We start from the raw sequence: 26,133 nt of genomic DNA, 5'->3' as shown, positions 1-26,133 counted from the left end.
CTGGTGGGCAAGGCCTCAAGGAGTTAATGACATGGAAACGCTGACCGTCCTAAAAACCGTCCATATCCTGGCCACCGTGTTGCTGCTGGGCAGCGCGCTGGGGCTGGCGATCTGGGTCTGGCGCGCTCGTAGCAAGGGTGACGCAAGCATCTACAGCCGGCTGTTGCGCCGGCCGCTGGTGTTCGTCTGGCTGTTGCTGGTGATCTGCCTGGCCAGCCTGCCGTTCAGTGGCTGGTGGCTGGTGCATCTGCTGGGCTGGTCGCTGGGGCAGACCTGGATCCTGGCCTCCAGCCTGATCTACACCGTGGGTGCCCTGAGCTGTTTCTGGCTGTTGGCGCGGCTCAACCGCGTGCGGATCGCCTCGGGAGTAGGAAGTCCGAAGTTCACCCTGGCGCTGGCGGTGTTCAGCTTCGTGTGTTTCTTCGCCATTGCCGGGTTGATGGGCGCCAAGCCTGTTTGACGGCCTGATCGCGAGCTCGCTTCTATAGGGCGAGCTCGCGCTAGCTTTCTCAGTCGCGCAGGCTGATCACCGGCCAGCCACGCTGCTGGGCCAGGGCCCGCAGGTTCGGGTCCGGGTCCACGGCGATCGGGTTCGCCACCAGATCCAGCAACGGCAAGTCATTCATCGAATCGCTATAGAAGTAGCTGTCTTCCAGGCTATGGCCGGTTTCCTCGAGCCAGCGCGTCAGGCGGGTGACCTTGCCTTCGCGAAAGCACGGGACGTCGGTGCTGCGACCGGTGTAGCGGCCATTCTGCATCTCGCACTCGGTGGCGATCAGGGTTTCCACGCCCAGGCGCTCGGCGATCGGCGCGGTGACGAAGCGGTTGGTGGCGGTGATGATCACCAGCTTGTCGCCGGCGGCCTTGTGCTTGGCCAGCAGTTGCGCGGCCTTGGGCAGCAGCAGCGGCTCGATGCAGTCACGCATGTAGTCGCGGTGCCATTGGTCGAGCACGTCCATCTCGGTGCGGCCGAGAACCTCCAGGCAGAAGTTCAGGTACGCGGCATTGTCGAGCTTGCCGGCCAGGTAGTCCTGGTAGAACTCGTCGTTGCGGGCCTTGTAGGTGACGGCGTCGAGGAAGCCCCGTTCGCACAGGTAATCGCCCCAGGCGTGGTCACTGTCGCCGCCCAGAAGGGTGTTGTCCAAGTCGAATAAAGCCAGGCGCATCACGGTTACTCGCTGATAAGTCTGAAAAAAGGCGATCAGAATACGGTCTTTTCACAAGAGTGCACATAAGGTAGGAAGCCTCGTTGCTGCTTTCACAACCTTTGTGGAACAATGCGGCGACATGCGTTTGCGAGGTTGTTGCCGTGATCGACCCCGATGGTTTTCGCCCCAATGTCGGGATCATTCTGACGAATGATGCCGGCCAGGTGCTATGGGCTCGCCGTATCAATCAAGACGCCTGGCAGTTTCCGCAAGGGGGGATCAACCCCGAAGAGACGCCGGAAGACGCTCTGTATCGCGAGTTGAACGAAGAAGTAGGCCTGGAACGCGAAGATGTGCAAATTCTCGCCTGCACCCGGGGCTGGTTGCGCTATCGTTTGCCGCAACGCCTGGTCCGTACCCACAGCCAGCCGCTGTGCATCGGCCAGAAACAGAAATGGTTTCTCCTGCGCCTGATCTCCAACGAGCAGCGGGTGCGGATGGATTTGACCGGTAAACCGGAGTTCGATGGCTGGCGCTGGGTCAGTTATTGGTATCCGTTGGGCCAGGTGGTGACATTCAAGCGCGAGGTTTACCGCCGCGCTCTCAAAGAGCTTGCCCCGCGCCTTCTAGCGCGCGACTGACGACGGAGTTCGACCCCGAGCCATGCTCAATACGCTGCGCAAGATCGTCCAGGAAGTTAACTCCGCCAAGGATCTCAAGGCGGCGTTGGGGATTATTGTGTTGCGCGTCAAAGAGGCCATGGGCAGCCAGGTCTGCTCGGTCTATCTGCTGGATCCGGAGACCAACCGTTTTGTCCTGATGGCCACCGAGGGCTTGAACAAGCGCTCGATCGGCAAGGTCAGCATGGCACCCAACGAAGGTCTGGTCGGCCTGGTCGGTACGCGCGAAGAACCGCTGAACCTCGAAAACGCCGCCGATCACCCGCGTTATCGCTACTTCGCCGAGACCGGCGAGGAGCGTTATGCCTCCTTCCTCGGTGCACCGATCATTCACCACCGCCGGGTCGTCGGCGTCCTGGTCATCCAGCAAAAGGAGCGTCGTCAGTTCGACGAGGGCGAAGAAGCCTTCCTGGTGACCATGAGCGCGCAGCTGGCGGGCGTTATCGCCCATGCCGAAGCCACCGGCTCGATCCGTGGCCTGGGCCGCCAGGGCAAGGGCATCCAGGAAGCCAAGTTCGTCGGCGTGCCCGGCTCGCCTGGCGCGGCGGTCGGTACCGCGGTGGTCATGCTGCCGCCCGCCGACCTGGACGTGGTGCCTGACAAGAGCATTACCGACATCGACGCCGAGCTGGCGTTGTTCAAGACCGCCATCGAAGGCGTGCGCGCCGACATGCGCACCCTCTCGGAAAAACTCGCCACCCAGCTGCGTCCCGAAGAACGGGCGCTGTTCGACGTCTACCTGATGATGCTCGACGATGCCTCCCTGGGCAGCGAAGTGACCACCGTGATCAAGACCGGCCAATGGGCTCAGGGCGCGTTGCGCCAGGTGGTCACCGATCACGTCAACCGTTTCGAACTGATGGACGATGCCTACCTGCGCGAGCGGGCGTCGGACGTCAAGGACCTGGGCCGCCGCCTGCTGGCCTACCTGCAGGAAGAACGCCAGCAGACCCTGGTCTACCCCGACAACACCATCCTGGTCAGCGAAGAACTGACGCCGGCCATGCTCGGCGAGGTGCCCGAAGGCAAGCTGGTCGGTCTGGTCTCGGTATTGGGTTCGGGCAACTCCCACGTGGCGATCCTGGCCCGGGCCATGGGCATTCCGACAGTGATGGGCCTGGTCGATCTGCCGTACTCGAAAGTCGACGGCATCCAGATGATCGTCGACGGCTACCACGGCGAGGTCTACACCAACCCCAGCGACGTGCTGCGCAAGCAGTTCGCCGATGTGGTCGAGGAAGAGCGGCAACTGGCCCAGGGCCTGGATGCACTGCGCGACCTGCCATGCGTGACCCTGGACGGCCACCGCATGCCACTGTGGGTCAACACCGGCCTGCTGGCGGACGTGGCGCGGGCGCAGAAGCGTGGCGCGGAGGGCGTGGGCCTGTACCGCACCGAAGTGCCGTTCATGATCAACCAACGCTTCCCGAGCGAAAAGGAGCAGCTGGCGATCTATCGCGAGCAACTTTCCGCCTTCCACCCGCAACCGGTGACGATGCGCAGCCTGGACATCGGCGGCGACAAGTCACTGTCGTATTTCCCGATCAAGGAAGACAACCCCTTCCTCGGCTGGCGCGGCATTCGCGTCACCCTCGACCATCCCGAGATTTTCCTCGTCCAGACCCGCGCCATGCTCAAGGCCAGCGAAGGCCTGAACAACCTGCGCATCCTCCTGCCGATGATTTCCGGCACCCATGAGCTGGAAGAAGCATTGCACCTGATCCACCGCGCCTGGGGCGAAGTGCGCGACGAAGGCACCGACGTTCCGATGCCGCCAATCGGGGTGATGATCGAGATCCCGGCCGCGGTGTACCAGACCAAGGAGCTGGCGCGCCAGGTGGACTTCCTGTCGGTCGGCTCCAACGACCTGACCCAGTACCTGCTGGCCGTGGACCGCAACAACCCGCGGGTGGCGGACCTCTACGACTACCTGCATCCGGCGGTGCTGCAAGCCTTGCAGACCGTGGTGCGCGACGCCCATGCCGAAGGCAAGCCGGTGAGTATCTGCGGCGAGATGGCCGGCGATCCGGCGGCGGCGGTGCTGCTGATGGCGATGGGCTTCGACAGCCTGTCGATGAACGCCACCAACCTGCCGAAAGTGAAGTGGATGCTGCGTCAGATCAATCTCAGCAAGGCCAGGGAACTGCTGGCCGAGCTGATGACCATCGACAACCCGCAAGTTATCCACAGCTCGCTGCAACTGGCGCTGAAGAACCTGGGACTGGCGCGGATGATCAATCCGGCGTCGGCCAAGACCCTTTAAAGGCGATCGCGAGCAAGCTCGCTCCTACAGAGACGCTGCCAAACCCTGTAGGAGCAGCCGGTCGACGCCCGATTGCTCGCGATAGCGTACTTTCAGACGCCGCTAAACCCTCAGCTCCACTTCCCCCAGATGCCCGCCATAGGGCCCGAAGCTGCGCTCGACTATGTGCCTGGAACCATCGGCCTGGACGATCAGCGCCGTGCTGGCCCGCGTGCCGTAGCTGGGGCTGGCGATAAACACGCTCGACAGCAGGCTCTCGGTGGCCAGGCCGACCCCGGTATCGGGAAGGTCGGCAAACGGCGCGGTCTGCGTATCGCTGAGCAGGGCGAGCAGAGCCTGGGGCTGCGGGTCATGCAGTACTTCCTGTAATGCTGCCTTGGCCTTGAGCAGCTTGGGCCAGGGCGTGTCGAGGCCGGCATTCGACAGGCCATACACGCCGCTGCCCAGTTGCTGCGGCTCACGGGCCTGGGCGTTGTAGTGCCAGAGCTGATCGGGGGTACCCACCAGCAGATTGAAGCCGGCATATTCCAGCGATCGGCCGACAACGTCGCTGAAATAGTCGTTTATCGACATCCTGCTGCTGAGAAAACGCGCCACCAGTTCGCCTCGGGAGCGGCGCGCGGGGGGCTGATGGGGATTGCGGATATTGGTCAGGGCGGCGAAGCGTCCGTCGGCGCCCAGGCCGAGCCAGGTACCGCCCGCTTCCAGGTCGCGTCCGGCATAGATATCGGGGGCTTCGGGCCATTGCGCCAACGGCAGGCTGGGGCGGGCGTAGAACTCGTCACGGTTGGCCGCGACGATCAGGGGCAGGGCGTGGCCCGGCCGCCAGGCGAATACGATCAAGCACATCAGGTTGTCCCTTTTGTGTTTTTTGCTCACTTTACGCACAGAACGACTGGGTATCCATCGCCATCCAGTGGAGCCAAGGGCCGTGCATCCGTTACCATGCCGCTCTCTTTTCGGGATGCCTCCATGGAATTTCTGCTCTATCTGCTGCTGGGGGCCTGCGCGGGCATATTGGCCGGTCTGTTTGGCGTAGGTGGCGGCATCATCATCGTTCCCGTGCTGGTGTTCAGCTTCACCCTGCAAGGTTTCGATCCGTCGATCCTGACCCACCTGGCCGTTGGCACGTCGCTGGCGACCATCATTTTTACCTCGGTCAACGCGGTTCGCGAACACCAGCGCAGGGGCGCGGTGCGCTGGCCGATCTTTGCCTGGATGACCCTGGGCATCCTGCTCGGCGCCGGAGTCGGGGCGCTGACGGCCGAAGCGATCTCCGGGCCGAACCTGCAGAAAATCATCGGCGTCTTCGCCCTGGTGGTCGCCCTGCAGATGACCCTGGACCTGCGGCCCAAGGCCAGCCGCGACGTTCCCGGCAAGCTCGGGCTGACCCTGGCCGGCAGTGTAATCGGCTGGGCCTCGGCGATTTTCGGCATCGGCGGCGGCTCGCTGACCGTGCCGTTCCTGACCTGGCGCAGCGTGCCGATGCAGCAGGCGGTGGCCACGTCCTCGGCCTGCGGTTTGCCGATTGCCGTGGCCAGTGCAATAAGTTTCATGATTCTGGGCTGGCATGATCCGTTGCTGCCGGCTCATAGTCTGGGTTTTGTGTATTTGCCGGCGCTGCTGGGCATCGCCCTGACCAGCATGGTCTTTGCCCGGTTCGGCGCGCGCCTGGCCCATCGGCTGTCGGCGCGCCTGTTGAAGCGCTTGTTCGCCGGCCTGCTGTTTGTGGTCGGGCTGACGTTCCTGCTCTGACAGGTTCCGCAATCCTGGCTTAATCCGCGCGTGACATGGTCGCGGCGCAATCGAGTTTCACTCTAACGAGGAGTCGCAATGCTGCCTTACCCGCAGATCGACCCGGTGGCCCTGGCCATCGGCCCGCTGAAAATTCACTGGTACGGCCTGATGTACCTGATCGGCATCGGTGGCGCCTGGCTGCTGGCGTCGCGCCGGTTGAACCGCTTCGACCCGACCTGGACCAAGGAGAAGCTCTCCGACATGGTGTTCTGGATGTCGATGGGGGTCATTGTCGGCGGGCGCCTGGGCTATGTGCTGTTCTATGACCTGAGCGCCTACCTGGCCAACCCGACGCTGATCTTCGAGGTCTGGAAAGGCGGCATGTCGTTCCACGGCGGTTTCATCGGGGTGATGCTCGCGGCCTTGTGGTTCGGCAAGAAGAACGGCAAGTCGTTCTTCCAGCTGATGGACTTCGTCGCGCCGATGGTGCCGATCGGCCTGGGCGCCGGGCGCATCGGCAACTTCATCAACGCCGAGCTGTGGGGCAAGCCGACCGACCTGCCGTGGGCGATGATCTTCCCGCCGTTCAGCGACCCGGCCCAGCTGCCGCGCCATCCTTCGCAGCTGTATCAGTTCGCCCTGGAAGGCGTGGCGCTGTTCCTCATCCTCTGGCTGTTCTCGCGCAAACCCCGCCCAACCATGGCGGTTTCCGGGATGTTCGCCCTGTTTTACGGTATTTTCCGTTTTATCGTCGAGTTCGTCCGGGTCCCGGATGCGCAACTGGGTTATCTGGCGTGGAACTGGCTGACCATGGGCCAGGTGCTGTGCCTGCCGATGATCATTGGCGGCCTGTTCCTGATCTGGCTGGCCTATCACCGCGCTCCAGCGGCACCGGCGGCGAAAGACGCCGCGCTCTAATTCGGATCGCAGGGCGCGAGCCCTGCCTTCAAGGACACAGGTAATACATGAAGCAATATCTCGATCTGGTCGCCCACGTCATCAAGAACGGCACCAAACAGGCCAACCGCACGGGCGTGAACACCATCAGCTTCCCCGGCGCGATGCTGCGTTACGACCTGAAAGACGGTTTCCCGGCGATCACCACCCGCAAGATGGCCTTCAAGTCGGCCATCGGCGAGATGTGCGGTTTCCTCCGTGGGGTGAACAACGCCGCCGAATTCCGTGCCCTGGGCTGCAAGGTCTGGGACCAGAACGCCAACGAAAACGCCCAGTGGCTGGCCAACCCCTTCCGCCAGGGCGAGGACGACCTGGGTGAAATCTACGGCGTGCAATGGCGCAAGTGGCCGGCGTACAAGCAGATCCCCCTGAGCAACCCGGCCGCCATCGAGCAGACCCTGGCCCAGGGCTACCGGCAGATCGCCGAAGGCGAGGAAAACGGCCAGGCCTATGTGGTGCTGTACAAGGCCATCGACCAAGTGCGCCAGTGCGTGGACACCATCATCAAGGACCCGGGCAGCCGTCGTATCCTGTTCCACGGTTGGAACTGCGCCCAGCTGGATGAAATGGCCCTGCCGCCGTGCCACCTGCTGTACCAGTTCCACCCGAATGTCGAGACCCGGGAAATTTCCCTGACCCTCTACATCCGCTCCAACGACCTGGGCCTGGGCACACCGTTCAACCTCACCGAAGGCGCGGCGCTGCTGAGCCTGATCGGTCGCCTGACCGGCTACACCCCGCGCTGGTTCACCTATTTCATCGGCGACGCCCACGTCTACGAAAACCACCTGGACATGCTCAACGAACAGCTCAAGCGCGAGCCGTTCCCGATGCCGAAGCTGGTGATTTCCGAACGTGTACCGGAGTTCGCCAAGACCGGTGTGTACCAGCCGGAGTGGCTGGAAAAGGTCGAACCGAGCGACTTCTCGCTGGAAGGCTACGAGCACCACGCGCCGATGACCGCGCCGATGGCGGTCTGATCGATACACCCGGCGGCGGCTTCTGTAGCCGCTGCCGCAGGCTGCGATAAGGCCCGCAGGGCCTTCTAGCAATCCCGGAGACCACGCCTACACGTGGTCGATACGGGGCATCTGCCTCTCTGTAGGGGGGTGATGGTTTCAATGCCCGTGGCTACGGCCCACATGAGAGTCCTCGGCTTCGCTGGGGGCCACCGAGCCGCTGACTTCCAGGCGCTGCAAAATCCCGCACTGATCCAGGTCCGGCCCTTCGCTGCAGCGTTGGCGCAGGTCGAGCAACTGTGTCTGCAAGGCCAGCAGCCCGTCGATCCGCGCCTTGACGTGGTGGATGTGTTCGTCGATCAGCGCATTCACGTTCTGGCACTGGTCCTGGGGGCTGTCGCGCAGGTTCAGCAGGCTGCGGATTTCCTCGAGGGTCATGTCCAGGCTGCGGCAGTTGCGGATGAAGGTCAGGCGTTCGGTGTGGGCCTGGGTATACAGACGGTAATTGCCCTCGCTGCGGGCCGGCTCCGGCAGCAGGCCTTCGCGCTCGTAGTAACGGATGGTTTCGACCTGACAGTCGGTCAGTTTCGCCAGCTCGCCAATTTTCATCGCGACAATCTCCGAAAGGGTGCTTGACCCTATAGTGGCTACAGGGTGTTCACTTGGCAACAGGCACCTTTTCGGACGCGACCTTATGAGCGATTCCCTGCACACCCACGGCAAGCCCGGCGCTGACTCCAAGCATGCTGGCCACGATCATGATCATGATCATGATCATGGCCATGGCGCAAAACTGCATCCGCTGAAAAAACACGACCATGCTGGCCACGGCGCTTCCTGCTGCTCGTCGCCGTCGCTGGTCCAGTTGAGCGAGCCCCAGGCTGCCAGTCATGGCGATTCCTGCTGTTCGTCGGCCGCCGCGCCGTCGCGGGTTGTGCTCAGCGCGGCGTCGAGCGCCAATGCGCGCCTGAGCAGTTTCCGCATCGAGGCCATGGACTGCCCGACCGAGCAGACGCTGATCCAGAACAAGCTGGGCAAGCTGGCGGGCGTGCAGCAACTGGAGTTCAACCTGATCAACCGGGTGCTGGGCGTGACCCATGACCTGCAGGACGTCGCCCCGATCATCGCCGCCATCAAGTCCCTGGGCATGGAGGCCGAGCCCATCGGCCTGGGCGGCGAGTCCGATGCCCCGGTCGCGGCGCCGGTGAAAAAGCACTGGTGGCCGCTGGCGCTGTCCGGTGTCGGCGCGCTGGCCGCGGAGGTGATCCACTTCACCAGCGCCGCGCCGACCTGGGTGGTGGCGGTGATCGCCCTGGTATCGATCCTCAGTGGTGGCCTCGGCACTTACAATAAGGGCTGGATCGCCCTGAAGAACCGCAACCTCAACATCAATGCCTTGATGAGCATCGCCGTGACCGGCGCCGTGCTGATCGGCCAATGGCCGGAAGCGGCGATGGTGATGTTCCTGTTCACCGTGGCCGAGTTGATCGAGGCCCGGTCCCTGGACCGCGCGCGCAATGCCATCAGTGGCCTGATGCAGATGACCCCGGAACGGGTCACGGTGCAGGAGGCGGACGGCAGTTGGGTCGAACGGGAAGCGAAAAGCATCGAGCTGGGCGCGTTGGTACGGGTACGTCCGGGTGAACGCATCGGCCTCGACGGCGAGGTGGTGGCCGGCAGCTCGACCATCGACCAGGCACCGATCACCGGCGAAAGCCTGCCGGTGGAAAAGACCCTGGGCGACAAGGTCTTCGCCGGCACCATCAACCAGGCCGGCTCGCTGGAATACAAGGTGACCGCGGCGGCCAACAACTCGACCCTGGCGCGGATCATCCATGCCGTGGAACAAGCCCAGGGCGCGCGCGCGCCGACCCAGCGCTTCGTCGACAGCTTCTCGAAACTCTACACCCCCGCGGTGTTTGCCTTTGCCCTGGCCGTGGCGGTGATTCCACCGCTGTTCATGGGCGCCGCCTGGTTCGACTGGATCTACCGCGCCCTGGTGCTGTTGGTGGTGGCGTGCCCGTGCGCGCTGGTGATTTCCACCCCGGTGACCATCGTCAGCGGCCTGGCCGCGGCGGCGCGCAAAGGCATCCTGATCAAGGGCGGGGTCTACCTGGAGGGCGGTTACAAGCTCGACTACCTGGCGCTGGACAAGACCGGCACCATCACCCACGGCAAGCCGGTGCAGACCGATTTCCTGTCCCTCGACCCGCTGGCGGACAATAGCGCCCCGGCCATCGCCGCCAGCCTGGCGTCCCGTTCCGACCACCCGGTGTCTTTGGCCATCGCCAATGCGGCTGTGGATAAACAACTGAGCCTGCACCTTGTGGATAACTTCCAAGCCCTGGCCGGCCGCGGTGTGCGTGGCGAAATCAACGGCCAGCTCTACCACCTGGGCAATCACCGCCTGGTGGAGGAGCTGGGGCTGTGCTCGCCGGAGCTGGAAGAGCAGCTGTTCGCCCTGGAGAAACAGGGCAAGACTGTGGTGCTGTTGCTCGACAGCGCCGGCCCCCTGGCCCTGTTCGCCGTGGCGGACACGGTCAAGGAGTCCAGCCGCGAAGCGATCCAGCAGTTGCACGAACTGGGCATCAAGACCCTTATGCTGACTGGCGACAACCCGCACACCGCCGAAGCCATCGCCGCCCAGGTGGGCATCGATCAGGCCCGCGGCGACCTGCTGCCCACCGATAAACTGCAAGCCATCGAAGACCTGTACGCCCAAGGGCACCGGGTCGGCATGGTCGGCGACGGCATCAATGACGCCCCGGCCCTGGCCCGCGCGGAGATCGGTTTCGCCATGGCCGCGGCAGGCACCGACACCGCCATCGAGACCGCCGATGTCGCCCTGATGGACGACGATCTGCGCAAGATTCCGGCGTTTGTCCGGCTGTCCCGGCAGACCTCGAACATCCTCGTACAAAATATCGCCCTGGCCCTGGTCATCAAGGCGATCTTTCTTGGGGTAACCTTCTTCGGGTTGGCCACCATGTGGATGGCCGTGTTCGCCGACATGGGCGTCAGCCTGTTGGTGGTCTTCAACGGTTTGCGCCTGTTGCGCAAATAAAGGGATAACGAGAGCGTGCAGTGCTGAGTGCCGAGCTGAAGGCGTTTTACCTGGTGGCCCGCCTGGGCAGCATCACCCTGGCGGCGAAAAAGCTCGGCCTGAGCCAGCCCACGGTGACCACCCAGATCCGTCATCTGGAAAGCCAGTATGCGGTCGAGCTGTTCTATCGCGGCGGCCGCCGCCTCAGCGTCAGCGAAGAGGGTGCCCGGCTGTTGCCGATGGTCAAGGCGCTGTTGCAGCAGGAAGCCGATATCGAGTTTTTCCTGCGCAATAGCGGCCAGCTGCAAGGCACCCTGCGGATTGCCGCCACGGCGCCGTATTACATCCTCGATCTGGTGAAGACCTTCCGGGAGCGCCTGCCCCAGGTGGAAGTGTCGGTGGAAATCGGCAACTCGCAGCAGGTCCTGGAATCGCTGGAGGAATACCGGGTCGACATCGCCGCGTCGTCGCAGCTGCTGGAAGATTCGCGCTTGATCCGCCGGGTGCTCGGCAGCGACCCGCTGGTGCTGGCGGTGCACCGCAATCATCCGTTGGCGGCCCTCGACCACGTGCCCTTGAACGCCCTGGCCGGGCATACCCTGCTGATGCGCGAGCCGGGCTCCACCACCCGGCGCCTGACCGAAGAGCTGCTCGACGGCGCCCGGGTCAGCTTCGGGCCGCTGCTGGAGATCGGCAGCCGCGAGTCGATCCGCGAGGCGGTGCTGCGCAATATCGGCATCAGCATCATTGCCCGTCAGGAAGTCCCCCACGATCCGCAGTTGCGGGTGCTGACCATCGAGAACGCGCCGCAGATCGCCGAGTACCTGTACTGCCTCAAGGAGCGCAAGGGTGCGCGCCTGCCGGCGGCCTTCCTCGGGCTGGCGCAGGAAATGGCGCCGGCCTGATCCGCCCACACCTCATCCGTAGCCGCTTCCGAGCGCAGCGCCCGCAAAAGGCGCCCTGCGGTTGCTGCGCAACCGTTCGCAGCCTCGCGGGCTCGGCAGCGGCTACAAGGCTCTGCGTTCTCTTGAACCCAAATCCGCCAATACCACTATCGGCAGCTTTTGCCTCACTGCCACAGTAACTACGCATTCGTTCCCTAGGATGGCCTGCATCTGCTTGATGAGGTCCGTCCATGAACAACCCGATCGCAACTGCCCTGAGCAACCCCGGCGCGCCGATGAAAGTGCGCGGCATGCAGAAACGCTTTGGCGCTTTCACCGCCCTGGATAACGTCTCCCTGGACGTGGCGGCCGGCGAGCTGGTGTGCCTGCTCGGTCCGTCGGGCTGCGGCAAGACCACCTTGCTGCGCTGCATCGCCGGCCTCGAGCGCCAGGACCGGGGCGAGTTGTACCTGGGCAGCCGCGACGTCTCGCACCTGGCGCCCCAGGCCCGGGACTACGGCATTCTGTTCCAGTCCTATGCGCTGTTCCCCAACCTCAGCGTCGAAGCCAACATCGCCTATGGCCTGGCCGGCAGCGGTCGCGACGAAGTGCGCAAGCGCGTGGCGCAGATGCTGGAACTGGTGGGCCTGACCGGCAGCGAAAAGAAATACCCCGGCCAGCTGTCGGGCGGCCAGCAGCAGCGGGTGGCCCTGGCGCGCGCCCTGGCCCCGGCGCCTTCGTTGTTGTTGCTGGATGAACCGATGTCGGCGCTGGATGCGCGGGTGCGCGAGCACCTGTGCACCGAGCTGCGCCAGCTGCAGCGGCGCCTGGGCATCACCACCCTGATGGTCACCCACAACCAGGACGAGGCCATGTTGATGGCCGACCGCATCGCGGTGATGAACAACGGCAAGGTCGAGCAGTACGCCACGCCGCAGGAAATCTATGATCGCCCGGCCACCCCGTTCGTCGCCGAATTCGTCGGCCAGGGCAACTGGCTGCCGTTCCGCCGCAGCAGCGACAGCCACGCCCAGGTCGGCGGGATGAACGTGCGGTTGGCGGCCGACTCCGGCAAGGCCGCCTCGGGTCGGTTGTTCTGCCGCCCGGAGGCGATCAGCGTCAACCCGCCGGTGCACGAGGAAAACCTGTTCCCGGCCAAGGTCCGGGAGATCACCTTCCTCGGCAACCGCTGCCGCATGAGCTTCGAACTCAACCAATTGCCCGGCCATCCGCTGCTGGCCGAGCTGGCCCCGGAAGCCATGCCGCGCCTCGGTGCCCAGGACATCTGGGTTGCCTTGCCACCGCGCAGCCTGCAGGTGTTTGCCTGAGATGGCCGTTGACCTGACCCTGCCGCTACCCACAAAACGGGCGCGCCAGGCGGCCCGTGCGCAAATCGGCGACCGCCTCTTCGTGCTCGGCGGCAAGCTGGTCCTGCTGATGCTGCTGGGCCTGGCGGTGTTGCTGCCGTTGCTGGCGATTTTCTGGCGCGGTTTCAGCGGCGAAGCCGGGCAGGGCGGTGGCCTGGTTGCGGCCCGTGAGCTGGTGACCAGCGCCAACTTCCACTGGCTGTTGGGCAACAGCCTGAAAGTCTCCCTCAGCGTGGCCGCCATCGTGGTGCCGCTGGCCTACCTGTTCGCCTATGCCCTGCAACGCACGCTGATTCCCGGCAAGGCGATCTGGCGCGGCCTGTCGCTGCTGCCGCTGATGGCGCCGTCGATGCTGCCGGGGATCGCCCTGGTCTATCTGTTCGGCAACCAGGGCCTGCTCCGTGGCCTGCTCTCGGACAATATCTACGGTTTCTGGGGCATCGTTCTCGGCGAGGTGATCTACACCTTTCCTCACGCCCTGATGATCCTGCTGTCGGCCCTGTCCCTGGCCGATGCGCGGCTGTTCGATGCCGCGTCGAGCATGGGCGCCAGCCCGGCCAAGGCCTTTCGCAGCATCACCTGGCCGGCCACCCGGCAGGCGGTGTTCGCCGCGTTCTGCCTGGTGTTCACCCTGACCATCACCGATTTCGGCGTGCCGGTGGTGGTCGGTGGCGACTATCAGGTGCTGGCGCTGGAAGCCTACAAGGCGGTGGTCGGCCAGCAACAGTTCGGCCGTGGCGCCTTGATCGGCATGGTGCTGTTGCTGCCGGCGCTGTTCAGCTTCGGTGTCGATGCCTGGCTGCGCCGTCGTCATGGCGATTCCATGAGCGGCCGGGCTCAGGTGTTCCAGCCGGCGCCTTCCCGGCTGCGGGACGGTTGCTACCTGGCGATCGTCCTGCTGATCTGCGCGGCGCTGCTGCTGGTGTTCGGCATGGCGGTGTTCTCGTCGCTGGTGAAGTTCTGGCCCTATAACCTTTCGCTGTCGCTCAACCACTACCAGTTCAACGACACCGCCGGCGGCGGCTGGCTGGCCTACCGCAACAGCCTGACCATGGCCCTGTGCACGGCGCTGATCGGCAGCGCGCTGATCTTCACCGGCGCCTACCTGATGGAGAAGACCCATACCCAGCGCGGCCTCAACCTGGCGCTGCGCATGCTCAGCTTCGTGCCGATGGCGGTGCCGGGCCTGGTGCTGGGCCTGGGTTACGTCTTCTTCTTCAACCTCAGCGGCAACCCGCTGCATGTGTTCTACGGCAGCATGACCCTGCTGGTGGTGTGCACCATTGCTCACTACCTGACCACCGCGCAGATGACCGCCACCACCGCGCTGCGCCAGCTCGATGCCGAGTTCGAGGCCGCGGCGCTGTCGCTCAAGGCCCCGCTGTACCGCCATTACCTGCGGGTCACCGTGCCGATCTGCCTGCCGGCGCTGCTGGATATCCTGCGCTACCTGTTCGTCTCGGCCATGACCACTGTCTCGGCGGCGATCTTCCTCTACAGCCCCGACACCATCCTCGCGGCGGTGGCGGTGCTGAACATGGACGACGCCGGCAACGTCGGCGGCGCGGCCGCCATGTCGACCCTGATCCTCTTTACCTCGGCGGGCGTGTCCCTGCTCCTGGCCTGGGCTTCGCGCGGTTTGCTGCGCCGCTCCCAGGCCTGGCGGCAGACCGCGCCCGGCCATTGAATCTGCCCAACCCCCCACTAACAAGCCCCCACCCCAGAAAGGAACCGCACCATGTTCAAGCCCCTGGCTGTTGCCGCTGCTGTCCTCACTGCCTTCAGCATGAACGCCTTTGCCGCGAAGACCGAACTGACGGTCTATACCGCCCTCGAAGCCGAACAGCTCAAGAGCTACAAGCAAGCCTTCGAAGCCGCCAACCCGGATGTGGAAATCAAATGGGTGCGTGATTCCACCGGGATCATCACCGCCAAGCTGCTGGCGGAAAAAGCCCGGCCGCAGGCGGACGCAGTGTGGGGCCTGGCCGCTTCCAGCCTGGCGATCCTCGATCAGCAGGGCATGCTGCAAAGCTATGCACCGAAGGATCTGGGCAAGATCGGCGGCAACTACCGTGACGCCGCCAACCCGCCGGCCTGGGTCGGCATGGACGTCTGGGCCGCGACCATCTGCTTCAACACCGTCGAGGCACAAAAGCAGGGCCTGACCAAGCCAGTGAGCTGGCAGGACCTGACCAAGCCTGAGTACAAGGGCAAGATCGTCATGCCCAACCCGGCCTCGTCCGGCACCGGCTTCCTCGACGTCAGCGCCTGGTTGCAGACCTTTGGCGAGAAGCAGGGCTGGCAGTACATGGACGACCTGCACCAGAACATCGGCCAGTACGTTCACTCCGGTTCCAAGCCGTGCAAGCTGGCGGCGGCCGGCGAATTCCCGATCGGCATCTCCTTCGAATACCCGGCCGTGCAGCTCAAGCGCCAGGGCGCGCCGCTGGACATCGTGCTGCCCAAGGAAGGCCTGGGCTGGGAAATCGAAGCCACCGCGGTGATCAAGGGCACCCCTCATGAAGAAGCCGCGAAGAAGCTCGCCGACTTCTCCGCCAGCCCCGCGGCCATGGAGCTGTACAAGGAAAACTTCGCCGTGCTGGCCCAGCCGGGGATCGCCAAGCCGCAGACCGAACTGCCGGCCGACTACGAGCAGCGCCTGATCAAGAACGACTTCGCCTGGGCCTCGAAGAACCGCGACGAGATCCTCGCCGAGTGGCGCAAGCGTTATGACGGCAAGTCCGAGAAGGTCGCCGCCCAGTAACCAATAGACCGCTATCGCGAGCAATCGAGCGTCGACCGGCTGCTCCTACAGGGTTGGCCTTTGTAGGAGCGAGCTTGCTCGCGATTGACCTCGTAGGGTCATTTCCCAAGGACCACACCCATGAGCAACCACAACGACCTGCTGATCGTCGGCGCCGGCATTCTCGGGCTGTCCCATGCCTATGCCGCGGCCAAGCGCGGTTTGCGGGTCAAGGTTTTCGAGCGCAGCGCCACGCCCCTGGGCGCGTCGGTGCGCAATTTCGGCCAGGCCCTGGTGACCGGCCAGCCGCCGGGCGTGATGCTCGACCTGGCCAGGGCCAGCCGCGGCATCTGGGGCGACTGGGCACAATTGGCCGGCCTGCCGCTCAAGCGCAACGGCTCTTACCTGTTCGCCCGCACCGAGGCCGAGGAGCAATTGCTGCAGGCCTTCTGCGCCGGACGTGCGCAGGAACACGGCTACCGGGTCGAACTGCTGCGCGGCGCGGCGTTGAACGATCTGTACGGCGGCCGCTTCCGTCATCATCGCGCGGCGCTGCATGGCCTGGATGACCAGCAGCTGTATTCCCGGGAAGCCATCCCGATGCTGATCGACTACCTGCGCCGCGACCTCGGGGTGGAGTTTCATTTTTCCACCCTGGTGCGCGACATCGAGCCCGGCCAACTGCACAGCACCGCCGGCAGCTTTCGCGCGGGGCAGATCCTGGTCTGTTCCGGGCATGACTACCAGACCCTGCTGGCCGAGCCGATTGCCGCGCTGGCGCCGCAGGTCTGCCGCCTGCAAATGCTCCGCGCCCGGCCCGAGGTGTCACTGAACCTGCAACACGCGTTGCTCACCGGCCTGAGCTGCGTGCATTACGGCGCCTTTGCCGACCTGCCCGAAGCGGCGGCGGTACAGGCGCAGATCCTGCGGGACGCGCCGTACCTGCACGAAAACGGCATCCACCTGCTGATCAGCCCGACGCCCTATGGCGAGCTGATCATCGGCGACTCCCACCATTACGGCAGCGATCCCTCACCGTTCAATGCCGAACAGGTGGACACCTGGATGCTCGAGCTGGCCGAGCACACCCTGGGTTGCAAGGTGCAGGTGATCGAGCGCTGGCAGGGTGTCTATGGCGCCAGTGGCCCGGGGCCGTTTTCGTTCCTGCGCCCGGCCGTCGGGGTCAGCGTGGCGCTGATGCATACCGGCGTGGGCATGAGCGTCGGCCCGGCCATGGCCGAGGGCAATATCGCCCGTTTGCTGGAGGAAGCCTGATGGGGCCTGAGCAGCGGATCGCCGAGGTGTTCGGCCTGTACGAGCGCTTTGGCGACAGCGACTACATCGGCGAGCCGGTGTCGCAGATCGAACACATGTCCCAGGCCGCACAGCTGGCCATGGCCGAGGGCTTCGACGACGAAGTGGTGCTGGCGGCGTTCTTCCACGATATCGGGCATATCTGTGGGCAGGATGCCGAGAACATGGGCGGTTTCGGCGTGGCCGGCCATGAGCGGCTGGGCGCCGACTACCTGCGCCGCGCCGGTTTCAGCGAGCGCCTGGCGCGGCTGGTGGAGTACCACGTGCAGGCCAAGCGTTACCTGACCTGCAAGGAGCCGGGTTACTACGAGCGGCTCAGCCAAGCCAGCCGGCGCACCCTGGAATACCAGGGCGGGGTGATGAGCACCGAAGAGGCCCGGGCCTTCGAGCAGGACCCGCTATGCGCGGTCAGCCTGCGCCTGCGCCATTGGGACGAACAGGCCAAGGAGCTGTGGGTGCCGGTGATGGATTTGCAGGTGCTCAAGGACAAGGCGGCGCGGTTGTTGACTGCCTGACCCTGTGCTGTCTGGACGATAGCTATCGCGGGCAAGCCTCGCTCCTACAGAAGACTGGCGTCTGTAGGAGCGAGGCTTGCCCGCGATGGCGTCCGCGAGAACAGCGCCGACCTAATCCTCGACCACCAGCTTCTGCGCCAACACCTCGATCTGCTCCTGACGCTCGGCCTGGCTCAGGCGCGGCGCCGGGTTCAGCGACGACCACTGCGGGTGGGCGCGGGCCTTGTTCAGGGCTTCCGGCAGCTTGCCCTCGCGCCAGCTCTGGTCCTGGGGCGTGGCCAGCTGGATGCTGCCCAGCGCCGCATGCCCGCGCACATTCAACGCCTGCACCAGTTGCCGTTGGCGCAGGGCCAAGAGGCGCAGCACGCTGTCGTCCACGGTCAGTTCGCGCTGGCCCTTGAGCTTGCCCAGCAGGCGGCCGCCGTAGCTGCGGGCGGTTTGCAGCGCGCCACCGGCAATCGCCCCGGCCAGGGCCGCCGCGCCCAGGGTCAGGCCGCCCACCAGCAGATCGACGCCGGCCCCGGCCGCCGCGCCGGCGGCGATCCCGCCACCGACCCGGACCCCGAGTTGCTTGAGGGTTTCCGGGTTGAACAGGTCATCGCCCCAGCGTCCGTCGAGCAGCGGCACATCGCTGGCGGCGGCATCCTGCGGGCGGAAGGCGTAGAGCTTGAGCAGCGCCTCGACACAGCGCTGTTCGCGCTGGCGCACGGCCTGGCGCAGCTCGCCGATGGCCTGTTGTTCCTGCTCGACCTCGCTGACCACACTGCGCCGGCAGGCGGCGCAATCGATCAGCAGTTCGGCGATCAGTCGCGCGGCGCTTTGCTGGCGGGCTAGGCGCTGCGCCTGCTGGTCGGCGATCAGGCGTTCCAGCTGCGGCCGCGAGCTTTCCAAAAGCAACGCCAGGCTTTCATACAGCCGCCGCTCGCCATCCTCCGGCGGTGCCACGCTGTCGAAGCGCACCAGCGCGTGCAGGCCCAGGCGGGCCAGGGCTTCGCGCCAGTCCGGCTCACGGTGACTGGCGCTGCTGACGAAGTTCAGCACCGGCAGCAACGGCTTGCCGCAGCTGGCGAGGACTTCCAGCTCGTCGCGGTACTTGGCCAGTACCGGCTCGCGAGCGTCGATCACATACAGCCCGGCGTCGGAGTCCAGCAGCTGGCGCAGCACCTTGGCTTCCTGTTCGAAACGCTGGCGCGCCTCGCTGCCTTCGAGAAACCGCGCCAGGCGGGCCGGGCCGTCCAGGCGCTCGCCGGGGTGCTCCAGGCGTTCCAGGTAGTCGAGCAGGGCGATGGCGTCTTCCAGGCCGGGGGTGTCGTACAGGTCGAGCAGCGGTTCGCCGTCCACCGACAGCCGCGCGCCCTCGACATGGCGGGTGGTACTGGGGCGATGGGAGACCTCGCCGAACCCCACGTCCCGGGTCAGGGTACGCAGCAGGGAGGTCTTGCCGACGTTGGTGTGGCCGACCACCGCCAGCTTCAACGGCGGTTTGCGAGGATCAGTCATGCCCGGTCTCCAGCCAGTTCAGCGGTGCGCAATCGGCGAATGGCAGCTCCAGCTGTTGCAGCGCCACGTGCCAGTCGCCCAGGCGTTCGGCGTCCAGCGCTTCGCCGGGCGGCGCCTGCAATAGCCAGACCCGGGTGGCAGTGGCGCTGCGGGCCAGCTCGGCGATCAGCGCCAGGCTGCCACGGTCCGGCGAGCGCCGTGGATCGCAGGCGATGGCCAGGCGCGCCGGCGGAAAGCGGCTCATCTGTTCCAGCAGCTTGTGCCGGGATTCGCGGCTGTCGAGGATGCCGGCGTCTTTCACCGTGGCCGGCAATTGCGGTGGCCAGGGGCGCTGGTCGTCCAGTTCGATGGCCACCAGCAGGGCGCCATCGCTGTCCTGCGCGCTGACGCCGCCTTCGATGCGGTGCAGCAAGTCGGGGGCGGCATCGTTGATCCCCAGGCGTTCGCTGCTGGGCATCAGCGCTTCGCGCAGCTGGCTGTAGCCAGGGAGGTTGAGGTCCAGTCGCAGGCGCGCCTGCCCGTGCCTCCAGCGCCAGCGACAGAACAGCATCAATAGCAGGCGCGGCAGAACGCCGTAAATGATCAGCGAGGCCACCAGCCAGACGGCCCACATCTGGCGCACCAGTTCAGTGTTGTAAACATCCCGGGTGCTGGCGTGAATCATCTCTACGGTCGGTACCCCGAAACCTATGGCCCGGGGTATGGCGCTGAGGGCGTTGGTGATCGCCACGAAGGCATCCGCGCCGAGCAGGGTGCTTTCCCAGTAGAACCCGTAGCGCTTGGTGATCAGCAGCATCAGCAGGATCGCCACGGCGCTGAGCAGGGCCAGCAGCCACAGGCCGTTGACCAGGGTGCCGATGGCCCAGCGATTGAGTTTGCGCCGTTGCAGCAACAGCAGCAGGGCGGGCGCCAGCTGCGCGGCCTTGGCGTCGCGGGCGAGCTTGGCGCTGAGCCACAGCCACAGGCGGCCGAGGCTGGCGCCCTGTTCGCCGGCGAACAGCAGGCCGATGGCCCAGCTCAGCAGCAGAAGCAGGTTGAGGCCGAGCAGGCTGCCCAGGGCCCAGAACACGTTGACCGGCGCCTGCCCGTTACCCAGGGCGGCGAAGGCCAGGCCGGCACCGCTGACCATGGCCAACACGGCCATCAGCAACAGCGCCAGGCGCGCGCCCTGGACCCAGTGGCGCAGGGCAGCGGCCAGGCCGTCGCGTTCGGCCAGCCACAGCGCGCGGTATTGGAGGCGGCTCGCCAGGTCGCCGCCCGCGGTGCGCGCCAGGCGATTGGCTTCCTGGTCCTCCAGGGCGCCGGCGTGTTCCTCGCGCAGGCGTACGGCTTCGGTGAGCCAGAGTTTTTCCAGTGGGGTCAGTGCTGTCACGCGTCATTCCGTTGCTCAAATGAGCGGTGAGCATAACCGCTGTCACGCCTGTCGGGGTACGTTGCGGGATGCTGAGCCTCTGGTATGCTCGCCCGCATGAAAAAAACTCTTACTTTAAGTCTGATCGCAGCTCTTGGTGAAAACCGGGTGATTGGTGTCGACAACAGCATGCCCTGGCACTTGCCGGGGGATTTCAAGTACTTCAAAGAAAATACGCTCGGCAAACCGATCATCATGGGTCGCAAGACTTGGGATTCCCTTGGTCGTCCACTGCCGGGTCGCCTGAATATCGTGGTCAGCCGTCAAGCTGAACTGCAATTAGAAGGGGCGGAGGTTTATCCGTCTTTGGAGGCAGCGGTGACTCGGGCTGAAGAGTGGGCCCGTGAACAGTGTGCTGATGAAGTGATGCTGATTGGCGGAGCTCAATTGTATGCGCAAGGGTTGGATCACGCTGATCGGCTGTATCTCACTAGTGTTGCTCTGAGCCCGGAAGGGGATGCTTGGTTTCCCAAGTTCGACCAGAGCCAATGGAAAAAGGTGTGGGACAGCCCGAATCCGCCGCAAGGGGATAAGCCGGCCTATACATTCGAGGTCTGGGAAAAAGCCTAAAAGCTTCGCGGGCAAGCCTCGCTCCTACAGATGAAGGCGTTCTTCTGTAGGAGCGAGGCTTGCCCGCGATGACATTCTAAAGGTCGCAGCCCTCAAGCCTGCGCCAGCTCCGCATGCTCATCGGCATCGAGCTTTTCTTTATCGGTCTGCTGCATGATCTGGCTGGTGATCGCCCCGGCGGTCATCGAACCGCTGACGTTCAGTGCGGTACGGCCCATGTCGATCAGCGGCTCCACGGAAATCAGCAGCGCCACCAGGGACACCGGCAAGCCCATGGCCGGCAGCACGATCAGCGCGGCGAACGTCGCGCCACCGCCTACTCCGGCCACACCGGCCGAACTCAAGGTCACTATCGCCACCAGGGTCGCGATCCACAGCGGGTCCAGCGGGTTGATGCCCACGGTCGGGGCCACCATGACCGCCAGCATCGCCGGGTACAGGCCGGCGCAGCCGTTCTGGCCGATGGTCGCGCCGAACGAGGCGGCGAAGCTGGCGATGGACTGCGGAATGCCCAGGCGGCTGGTCTGCGCCTCGATGCTCAACGGGATGCTCGCGGCGCTGGAGCGGCTGGTGAAGGCGAAGGTCAGCACCGGCCAGACCTTGCGGAAGAAGCGCAGCGGGTTGATCCCGGCCAGCGAAACGAGCAGGCCGTGGACCACGAACATCAGGCCCAGGCCGATGTACGACACCACCACGAAACTGCCGAGCTTGATGATGTCCTGCAGGTTGGAGCTGGCGACCACCTTGGTCATCAGCGCCAGCACGCCGTAAGGGGTCAGCTTCATCACCAGGCGTACCAGGCGGGTGACCCAGGCTTGCAGGGTGTCGATGGCGTTGACCACTTTCTGGCCCTTGTCGGCGTCGTCCTTGAGCAACTGCAGGGCGGCGACGCCGAGGAAGGCGGCGAAGATCACCACGCTGATGATCGAGGTCGGCTTGGCCCGGGCCAGGTCGGCGAAGGGGTTCTGCGGAATGAACGACAGCAGCAGTTGCGGGATATTCAGGTCGGCGACCTTGCCCGCGTAATCGCTCTGGATCACCTGCAGGCGGGCCATTTCCTGGGTCCCGGCCACCAGCCCTTCGGCGGTCAGGCCGAACAGGTTGGTCAGGGCGATGCCGATCAGCGCGGCGATGGCGGTGGTGAACAGCAGGGTGCCGATGGTCAGGAAGCTGATCCGGCCCAGGGACGAGGCGTTGTGCAGGCGCGCCACGGCACTGAGGATCGAGGCGAACACCAGCGGGATCACGATCATCTGCAACAGTTGCACATAACCGTTGCCCACCAGGTCGAACCAGCCGATGGAGGTTTTCAGGACAGGGTTGCCGGCACCGTAGATGCCGTGCAGGGCAACACCGAAAACCACGCCCAGCACCAGCGCCAACAGGACCTTCTTGGCCAGGCTCCAGGTGGTGTGACGGGTTTGTGCCAGGCCCAGCAGCAAGGCGAGGAACACCAGCAGGTTGAGGATCAGCGGCAGGTTCATTAAGGCTCCATAAGACTTGTGCCAATCGCTTATGACTGCGATTGCGAACCGGCAAGCCTAACAGCTTGATATCTAATGAATTAATATCAAAAACGCATTGGGACTGTCGTTTTTGGAATAAGCCGCTGACGTTCAGGCACATGCCGATGACGGGATCAGGACGCGGGCGGTCGCCCACAGGCGAGGATTGTCACAGCGATTTGTTAGCGTCGATCTCTTTAAATCAGGGAGAAAACGCCGATGAAACTCGCTCCGAAATTTCTGGTTGCCGCACTCTGCCTGGGCCTTGCCGGCCAGGTTCTCGCCACCGACTTGAAGCACTGGCCCGCGGACCAGGCCAAGCAACTGGACGCGATGATCGCGGCCAACGCCAACAAGGGTAACTACGCGGTGTTCGACATGGACAACACCAGTTACCGCTACGACCTGGAAGAGTCGCTGCTGCCGTTCATGGAGAACAAGGGCCTGATCACCCGCGAGACCCTCGACCCCTCCCTGAAGCTGATGCCGTTCAAGGACACCGCCGAGCACAAGGAAAGCCTGTTCAGCTATTACTACCGCCTCTGTGAAATCGACGACATGGTCTGCTACCCCTGGGTGGCGCAGGTGTTCTCCGGCTTCACCCTCAAGGAACTCAAGGGCTATGTCGACGAATTGATGGCCTCGGGCAAGCCGGTGCCGGCCACCTATTTCGAAGGCGACGTGGTCAAGAACACCGAGATCAATCCGCCGAAAATCTTCACCGGCCAGAAAGAGCTGTACAACAAGCTGATGGAGAACGGCATCGAGGTCTACGTGATGACCGCCGCCTCCGAGGAACTGGTGCGCATGGTCGCGTCCGATCCGAAGTACGGCTACAACGTCAAGCCGCAGAACGTCATCGGCGTGACCACCTTGCTCAAGGACCGCAAGACCGGCGAGCTGACCACCGCACGCAAGCAGATCACCGCCGGCAAGTATGACGAGAAGGCCAACCTCGGCCTGGAACTGACCCCTTACCTGTGGACCCCGGCGACCTGGATGGCCGGCAAGCACGCGGCGATCCTGACTTACATCGACGAGTGGAAAAAACCGGTGCTGGTGGGCGGCGACACCCCGACCAGCGATGGCTACATGCTGTTCCACGGTGTCGACGTGGCCAAGGGCGGCATCCACCTGTGGGTCAACCGCAAGGACAAGTACATGGCCCAGATCAACGGCATGATGGCCAAGCACGCCGCGGCCCAGGCCAAGGAAGGGCTGCCGGTGACGGCGGACAAGAACTGGGTGATCGTCAAGCCGGAGGACATTCAGTAAGAACGGGTTGAATCCATCGCGGGCAAGCCTCGCTCCTACAGGATCAGTGCCGCCTGTAGGAGCGAGCGGGCGGCGATCCGACTTACCCGCGACAGGCCTCGCAGAGGCCGATCTCCAGACAAAAAAATGCCCCGCACTTGGCGGGGCATTTTCATTCAGTGGCTGGCAATCACAGACCGTCGAGCATCGCCTTGTTGCGCACCGCGCCCTTGTCGGCGCTGGTGGCCAGCAGGGCGTAGGCCTTCAGGGCAGTGGTCACCTTGCGTGGGCGTTTTTCCACCGGCTTCCAGCCTTTCTTGTCCTGCTCGACACGGCGCGCGGCCAGTTCTTCGTCGCTGACCAACAGGTTGATCGAGCGGTTCGGAATGTCGATCAGCACCTTGTCGCCGTCCTGAACCAGGCCGATGGCGCCGCCCGCCGCTGCCTCTGGCGAAGCGTGGCCGATGGACAGACCCGAAGTACCGCCGGAGAAGCGGCCGTCGGTCAGCAGGGCGCAGGCTTTGCCCAGGCCCTTGGACTTCAGGTAGGAGGTCGGGTAGAGCATTTCCTGCATGCCCGGGCCGCCTTTCGGACCTTCGTAGCGAATGATGACGATGTCGCCTTCCTTCACTTCGTCGGCGAGGATGCCGCGCACCGCGCTGTCCTGGCTTTCGAAGATCTTCGCGTTGCCTTCGAAGACGTGGATCGACTCATCGACGCCGGCGGTCTTCACCACGCAGCCGTCCAGGGCGATGTTGCCGTACAGCACGGCCAGGCCGCCTTCTTTCGAGTAGGCGTGCTCGACACTGCGGATGCAGCCGTTTTCACGGTCGTCGTCGAGGCTCGGCCAGCGGGTCGACTGGCTGAATGCGGTCTGGGTCGGGATACCGGCCGGGCCCGCCTTGAAGAAGTGATGCACCGCTTCGTCGTTGGTCTGGGTGATGTCCCACTTGGCGATGGCTTCTTCCATGCTACGGCTGTGCACGGTCGGCAGGTCGGTGTGCAGCAGGCCGCCGCGGGCCAGGGAGCCGAGGATGCTGAAGATGCCGCCGGCACGGTGCACATCTTCCATGTGGTACTTCTGGATGTTCGGCGCCACCTTGCACAGTTGCGGCACGCTGCGGGACAGGCGGTCGATGTCGCGCAGGTCGAAATCGATCTCGGCTTCCTGGGCGGCGGCCAGCAGGTGCAGGATGGTGTTGGTCGAACCGCCCATGGCGATGTCGAGCATCATGGCGTTCTCGAACGCCTTGAAGTTGGCGATGTTGCGCGGCAGCACCGACTCGTCGTTGTCGCCGTAGTAGCGCTTGCACAGCTCGACGATAGTGCGGCCGGCCTGCAGGAACAGCTGTTCGCGGTCGCTGTGGGTGGCCAGGGTCGAACCGTTGCCCGGCAGGGCCAGGCCCAGGGCTTCGGTCAGGCAGTTCATCGAGTTGGCGGTGAACATGCCGGAGCAGGAACCGCAGGTCGGGCAGGCGCTGCGCTCGTACTCGGCGACCTTCTCGTCAGAAGCGCTGGAGTCGGCGGCGATCACCATGGCGTCGACCAGGTCGAGGCCGTGGGCGGCGAGCTTGGTCTTGCCGGCTTCCATCGGGCCGCCGGAAACGAAGATCACCGGGATGTTCAGGCGCAGGGCGGCCATCAGCATGCCGGGGGTGATCTTGTCGCAGTTGGAGATGCAGACGATGGCGTCGGCGCAGTGGGCGTTGACCATGTACTCCACGGAGTCGGCGATGATCTCGCGGCTCGGCAGCGAATACAGCATGCCGTCGTGGCCCATGGCGATGCCGTCATCCACGGCGATGGTGTTGAATTCCTTGGCCACGCCGCCGGCGCGTTCGATTTCGCGGGCGACCAGCTGGCCCAGGTCCTTGAGGTGCACGTGGCCCGGGACGAACTGGGTGAAGGAGTTGGCAATGGCGATGATCGGCTTCTTGAAGTCGTCATCTTTCATCCCCGTGGCGCGCCACAGTGCGCGGGCGCCGGCCATGTTGCGGCCGTGGGTGGATGTTTTCGAGCGGTAATCAGGCATGGAGCACTCCGGGCGGCTAATCAGGTAACAAATGGGGAGTGAGCTTCTATTGACCCCTGGAACACTCAGAAATGGCCGTGTGTCCTGAAGCTGCCGATGACGCCGCGGGATCGCCGCGCGCCTCAGCCTGAGCTCATAAACCCGCCGGGGGATGACTGGCGATGAATCTCGCGATTCTACACCGCTGGCGCCAGGAAGGAATGGTGCGAATGACCGGCAGTACGAACACGCAGGCCCCTGTAGGAGCGAGC

General features: G+C 64.6%; 22 protein-coding genes. 15 read left to right on the top strand and 7 right to left on the bottom strand.

Annotated features, from left to right (window positions below; genetic code table 11):
* Positions 1-31: 31 nt before the first annotated feature.
* The gene (locus AC3RCP_RS30300; protein WP_007927342.1) at positions 32-460 is read left to right on the top strand and encodes a DUF2269 family protein; all 429 of its coding nucleotides are present in this window, start codon (positions 32-34) and stop codon (positions 458-460) included.
* Positions 461-509: 49 nt separating this feature from the next.
* Here the strand turns inward: AC3RCP_RS30300 and AC3RCP_RS30295 are convergent, their stop codons facing one another.
* A complete protein-coding gene (locus AC3RCP_RS30295; protein WP_492570612.1) occupies positions 510-1,166 on the bottom strand; it encodes a histidinol-phosphatase in 657 nt (218 codons plus the stop codon).
* 143 nt (positions 1,167-1,309) lie between these two features.
* Here AC3RCP_RS30295 and AC3RCP_RS30290 point away from each other — a divergent pair, with 143 nt between their 5' ends.
* Together AC3RCP_RS30290 and ptsP are read left to right on the top strand one after the other, a co-directional pair.
* Positions 1,310-1,789, top strand: a complete 480-nt coding sequence (locus AC3RCP_RS30290) for an RNA pyrophosphohydrolase (RefSeq protein WP_007927344.1) — start codon at positions 1,310-1,312, stop codon at positions 1,787-1,789.
* Positions 1,790-1,811: 22 nt separating this feature from the next.
* On the top strand, positions 1,812-4,091 hold the full coding sequence (ptsP, locus tag AC3RCP_RS30285; protein ID WP_007927345.1) for a phosphoenolpyruvate--protein phosphotransferase: 2,280 nt from the start codon (positions 1,812-1,814) through the stop codon (positions 4,089-4,091).
* Between the two features lie 102 nt (positions 4,092-4,193).
* Here ptsP and AC3RCP_RS30280 read toward each other — a convergent pair whose 3' ends face one another.
* Positions 4,194-4,940, bottom strand: coding sequence for an NRDE family protein (locus tag AC3RCP_RS30280; protein ID WP_101336214.1), 747 nt, complete (start codon positions 4,938-4,940; stop codon positions 4,194-4,196).
* Between the two features lie 123 nt (positions 4,941-5,063).
* Between AC3RCP_RS30280 and AC3RCP_RS30275 the strand changes: the two genes are divergently transcribed.
* From AC3RCP_RS30275 to AC3RCP_RS30265, 3 genes are all read left to right on the top strand, one after another.
* The gene (locus AC3RCP_RS30275) at positions 5,064-5,846 is read left to right on the top strand and encodes a sulfite exporter TauE/SafE family protein (RefSeq protein WP_053263017.1); all 783 of its coding nucleotides are present in this window, start codon (positions 5,064-5,066) and stop codon (positions 5,844-5,846) included.
* 78 nt (positions 5,847-5,924) lie between these two features.
* The gene (gene lgt / locus AC3RCP_RS30270; protein WP_007927350.1) at positions 5,925-6,746 is read left to right on the top strand and encodes a prolipoprotein diacylglyceryl transferase; all 822 of its coding nucleotides are present in this window, start codon (positions 5,925-5,927) and stop codon (positions 6,744-6,746) included.
* Positions 6,747-6,793: 47 nt separating this feature from the next.
* Positions 6,794-7,765 carry a thymidylate synthase gene (locus AC3RCP_RS30265; protein WP_053263016.1) on the top strand — a complete coding sequence of 324 codons (972 nt, stop codon included), beginning with the start codon at positions 6,794-6,796 and terminating at the stop codon, positions 7,763-7,765.
* Positions 7,766-7,903: 138 nt separating this feature from the next.
* Here AC3RCP_RS30265 and cadR read toward each other — a convergent pair whose 3' ends face one another.
* Positions 7,904-8,353 carry a Cd(II)/Pb(II)-responsive transcriptional regulator gene (cadR, locus tag AC3RCP_RS30260; RefSeq protein ID WP_007930346.1) on the bottom strand — a complete coding sequence of 150 codons (450 nt, stop codon included), beginning with the start codon at positions 8,351-8,353 and terminating at the stop codon, positions 7,904-7,906.
* An 85-nt stretch (positions 8,354-8,438) separates the two neighbouring features.
* Between cadR and AC3RCP_RS30255 the strand changes: the two genes are divergently transcribed.
* From AC3RCP_RS30255 to AC3RCP_RS30225, 7 genes are all read left to right on the top strand, one after another.
* The gene (locus AC3RCP_RS30255; protein WP_492570613.1) at positions 8,439-10,808 is read left to right on the top strand and encodes a heavy metal translocating P-type ATPase; all 2,370 of its coding nucleotides are present in this window, start codon (positions 8,439-8,441) and stop codon (positions 10,806-10,808) included.
* Positions 10,809-10,828: 20 nt separating this feature from the next.
* The gene (locus AC3RCP_RS30250) at positions 10,829-11,692 is read left to right on the top strand and encodes a LysR family transcriptional regulator (RefSeq protein ID WP_101336212.1); all 864 of its coding nucleotides are present in this window, start codon (positions 10,829-10,831) and stop codon (positions 11,690-11,692) included.
* A 230-nt stretch (positions 11,693-11,922) separates the two neighbouring features.
* Positions 11,923-12,999: a putative 2-aminoethylphosphonate ABC transporter ATP-binding protein gene (locus AC3RCP_RS30245; protein WP_007921288.1), complete on the top strand. Its 1,077-nt coding sequence runs from the start codon at positions 11,923-11,925 to the stop codon at positions 12,997-12,999.
* A 1-nt stretch (position 13,000) separates the two neighbouring features.
* Complete coding sequence (locus tag AC3RCP_RS30240; protein ID WP_087092473.1) at positions 13,001-14,725, top strand: putative 2-aminoethylphosphonate ABC transporter permease subunit; 1,725 nt, start codon at positions 13,001-13,003, stop codon at positions 14,723-14,725.
* A gap of 51 nt (positions 14,726-14,776) precedes the next feature.
* On the top strand, positions 14,777-15,802 hold the full coding sequence (locus AC3RCP_RS30235; RefSeq protein WP_007921284.1) for a putative 2-aminoethylphosphonate ABC transporter substrate-binding protein: 1,026 nt from the start codon (positions 14,777-14,779) through the stop codon (positions 15,800-15,802).
* Between the two features lie 120 nt (positions 15,803-15,922).
* Entirely contained in the window at positions 15,923-17,056 is a 1,134-nt protein-coding gene (locus AC3RCP_RS30230; RefSeq protein WP_492570614.1) for a TIGR03364 family FAD-dependent oxidoreductase, read from the top strand.
* Positions 17,056-17,610 (top strand): phosphonate degradation HD-domain oxygenase, encoded by a 555-nt coding sequence (locus tag AC3RCP_RS30225; RefSeq protein WP_492570615.1) that lies wholly within the window; start codon positions 17,056-17,058, stop codon positions 17,608-17,610. The genes AC3RCP_RS30230 and AC3RCP_RS30225 overlap by 1 nt, the downstream gene beginning before the upstream one ends.
* Before the next feature lie 111 nt (positions 17,611-17,721).
* On the opposite strand, the gene AC3RCP_RS30220 is transcribed toward AC3RCP_RS30225, so the two are convergent.
* Positions 17,722-19,110: a GTPase/DUF3482 domain-containing protein gene (locus AC3RCP_RS30220; RefSeq protein WP_492570616.1), complete on the bottom strand. Its 1,389-nt coding sequence runs from the start codon at positions 19,108-19,110 to the stop codon at positions 17,722-17,724.
* Positions 19,103-20,482 (bottom strand): DUF2868 domain-containing protein, encoded by a 1,380-nt coding sequence (locus tag AC3RCP_RS30215; RefSeq protein WP_492570617.1) that lies wholly within the window; start codon positions 20,480-20,482, stop codon positions 19,103-19,105. The genes AC3RCP_RS30220 and AC3RCP_RS30215 overlap by 8 nt, the downstream gene beginning before the upstream one ends.
* A gap of 96 nt (positions 20,483-20,578) precedes the next feature.
* On the opposite strand from AC3RCP_RS30215, the gene AC3RCP_RS30210 reads away from it, so the two are divergent.
* Complete coding sequence (locus AC3RCP_RS30210) at positions 20,579-21,091, top strand: dihydrofolate reductase (RefSeq protein ID WP_087092516.1); 513 nt, start codon at positions 20,579-20,581, stop codon at positions 21,089-21,091.
* A 92-nt stretch (positions 21,092-21,183) separates the two neighbouring features.
* Here the strand turns inward: AC3RCP_RS30210 and AC3RCP_RS30205 are convergent, their stop codons facing one another.
* The gene (locus AC3RCP_RS30205) at positions 21,184-22,575 is read right to left on the bottom strand and encodes an L-cystine transporter (RefSeq protein ID WP_101336204.1); all 1,392 of its coding nucleotides are present in this window, start codon (positions 22,573-22,575) and stop codon (positions 21,184-21,186) included.
* A 240-nt stretch (positions 22,576-22,815) separates the two neighbouring features.
* Here AC3RCP_RS30205 and AC3RCP_RS30200 point away from each other — a divergent pair, with 240 nt between their 5' ends.
* Positions 22,816-23,871 carry an HAD family hydrolase gene (locus tag AC3RCP_RS30200; RefSeq protein ID WP_101336203.1) on the top strand — a complete coding sequence of 352 codons (1,056 nt, stop codon included), beginning with the start codon at positions 22,816-22,818 and terminating at the stop codon, positions 23,869-23,871.
* Positions 23,872-24,040: 169 nt separating this feature from the next.
* On the opposite strand, the gene ilvD is transcribed toward AC3RCP_RS30200, so the two are convergent.
* On the bottom strand, positions 24,041-25,882 hold the full coding sequence (gene ilvD, locus AC3RCP_RS30195) for a dihydroxy-acid dehydratase (protein ID WP_101336202.1): 1,842 nt from the start codon (positions 25,880-25,882) through the stop codon (positions 24,041-24,043).
* Between the last annotated feature and the right edge of the window lie 251 nt (positions 25,883-26,133).

This window comes from Pseudomonas sp. GW822-FHT05A08 (assembly GCF_058800485.1).
The sequence above is the reverse complement of the archived record's forward strand: the minus strand, read 5'-3'. Positions and strand labels throughout refer to the sequence as shown.

What these genes read in the sequence shown, in the direction of transcription:
- AC3RCP_RS30300 (WP_007927342.1), top strand. Translation starts at nt 32, where the DNA reads ATGGAAACGCTGACCGTCCTAAAAACCGTCCATATCCTGGCCACCGTG.
- AC3RCP_RS30295 (WP_492570612.1), bottom strand. Translation starts at nt 1,166, where the DNA reads ATGCGCCTGGCTTTATTCGACTTGGACAACACCCTTCTGGGCGGCGAC.
- ptsP (WP_007927345.1), top strand. Translation starts at nt 1,812, where the DNA reads ATGCTCAATACGCTGCGCAAGATCGTCCAGGAAGTTAACTCCGCCAAG.
- AC3RCP_RS30280 (WP_101336214.1), bottom strand. Translation starts at nt 4,940, where the DNA reads ATGTGCTTGATCGTATTCGCCTGGCGGCCGGGCCACGCCCTGCCCCTG.
- AC3RCP_RS30275 (WP_053263017.1), top strand. Translation starts at nt 5,064, where the DNA reads ATGGAATTTCTGCTCTATCTGCTGCTGGGGGCCTGCGCGGGCATATTG.
- lgt (WP_007927350.1), top strand. Translation starts at nt 5,925, where the DNA reads ATGCTGCCTTACCCGCAGATCGACCCGGTGGCCCTGGCCATCGGCCCG.
- AC3RCP_RS30265 (WP_053263016.1), top strand. Translation starts at nt 6,794, where the DNA reads ATGAAGCAATATCTCGATCTGGTCGCCCACGTCATCAAGAACGGCACC.
- cadR (WP_007930346.1), bottom strand. Translation starts at nt 8,353, where the DNA reads ATGAAAATTGGCGAGCTGGCGAAACTGACCGACTGTCAGGTCGAAACC.
- AC3RCP_RS30255 (WP_492570613.1), top strand. Translation starts at nt 8,439, where the DNA reads ATGAGCGATTCCCTGCACACCCACGGCAAGCCCGGCGCTGACTCCAAG.
- AC3RCP_RS30245 (WP_007921288.1), top strand. Translation starts at nt 11,923, where the DNA reads ATGAACAACCCGATCGCAACTGCCCTGAGCAACCCCGGCGCGCCGATG.
- AC3RCP_RS30240 (WP_087092473.1), top strand. Translation starts at nt 13,001, where the DNA reads ATGGCCGTTGACCTGACCCTGCCGCTACCCACAAAACGGGCGCGCCAG.
- AC3RCP_RS30235 (WP_007921284.1), top strand. Translation starts at nt 14,777, where the DNA reads ATGTTCAAGCCCCTGGCTGTTGCCGCTGCTGTCCTCACTGCCTTCAGC.
- AC3RCP_RS30230 (WP_492570614.1), top strand. Translation starts at nt 15,923, where the DNA reads ATGAGCAACCACAACGACCTGCTGATCGTCGGCGCCGGCATTCTCGGG.
- AC3RCP_RS30225 (WP_492570615.1), top strand. Translation starts at nt 17,056, where the DNA reads ATGGGGCCTGAGCAGCGGATCGCCGAGGTGTTCGGCCTGTACGAGCGC.
- AC3RCP_RS30220 (WP_492570616.1), bottom strand. Translation starts at nt 19,110, where the DNA reads ATGACTGATCCTCGCAAACCGCCGTTGAAGCTGGCGGTGGTCGGCCAC.
- AC3RCP_RS30210 (WP_087092516.1), top strand. Translation starts at nt 20,579, where the DNA reads ATGAAAAAAACTCTTACTTTAAGTCTGATCGCAGCTCTTGGTGAAAAC.
- AC3RCP_RS30205 (WP_101336204.1), bottom strand. Translation starts at nt 22,575, where the DNA reads ATGAACCTGCCGCTGATCCTCAACCTGCTGGTGTTCCTCGCCTTGCTG.
- AC3RCP_RS30200 (WP_101336203.1), top strand. Translation starts at nt 22,816, where the DNA reads ATGAAACTCGCTCCGAAATTTCTGGTTGCCGCACTCTGCCTGGGCCTT.
- ilvD (WP_101336202.1), bottom strand. Translation starts at nt 25,882, where the DNA reads ATGCCTGATTACCGCTCGAAAACATCCACCCACGGCCGCAACATGGCC.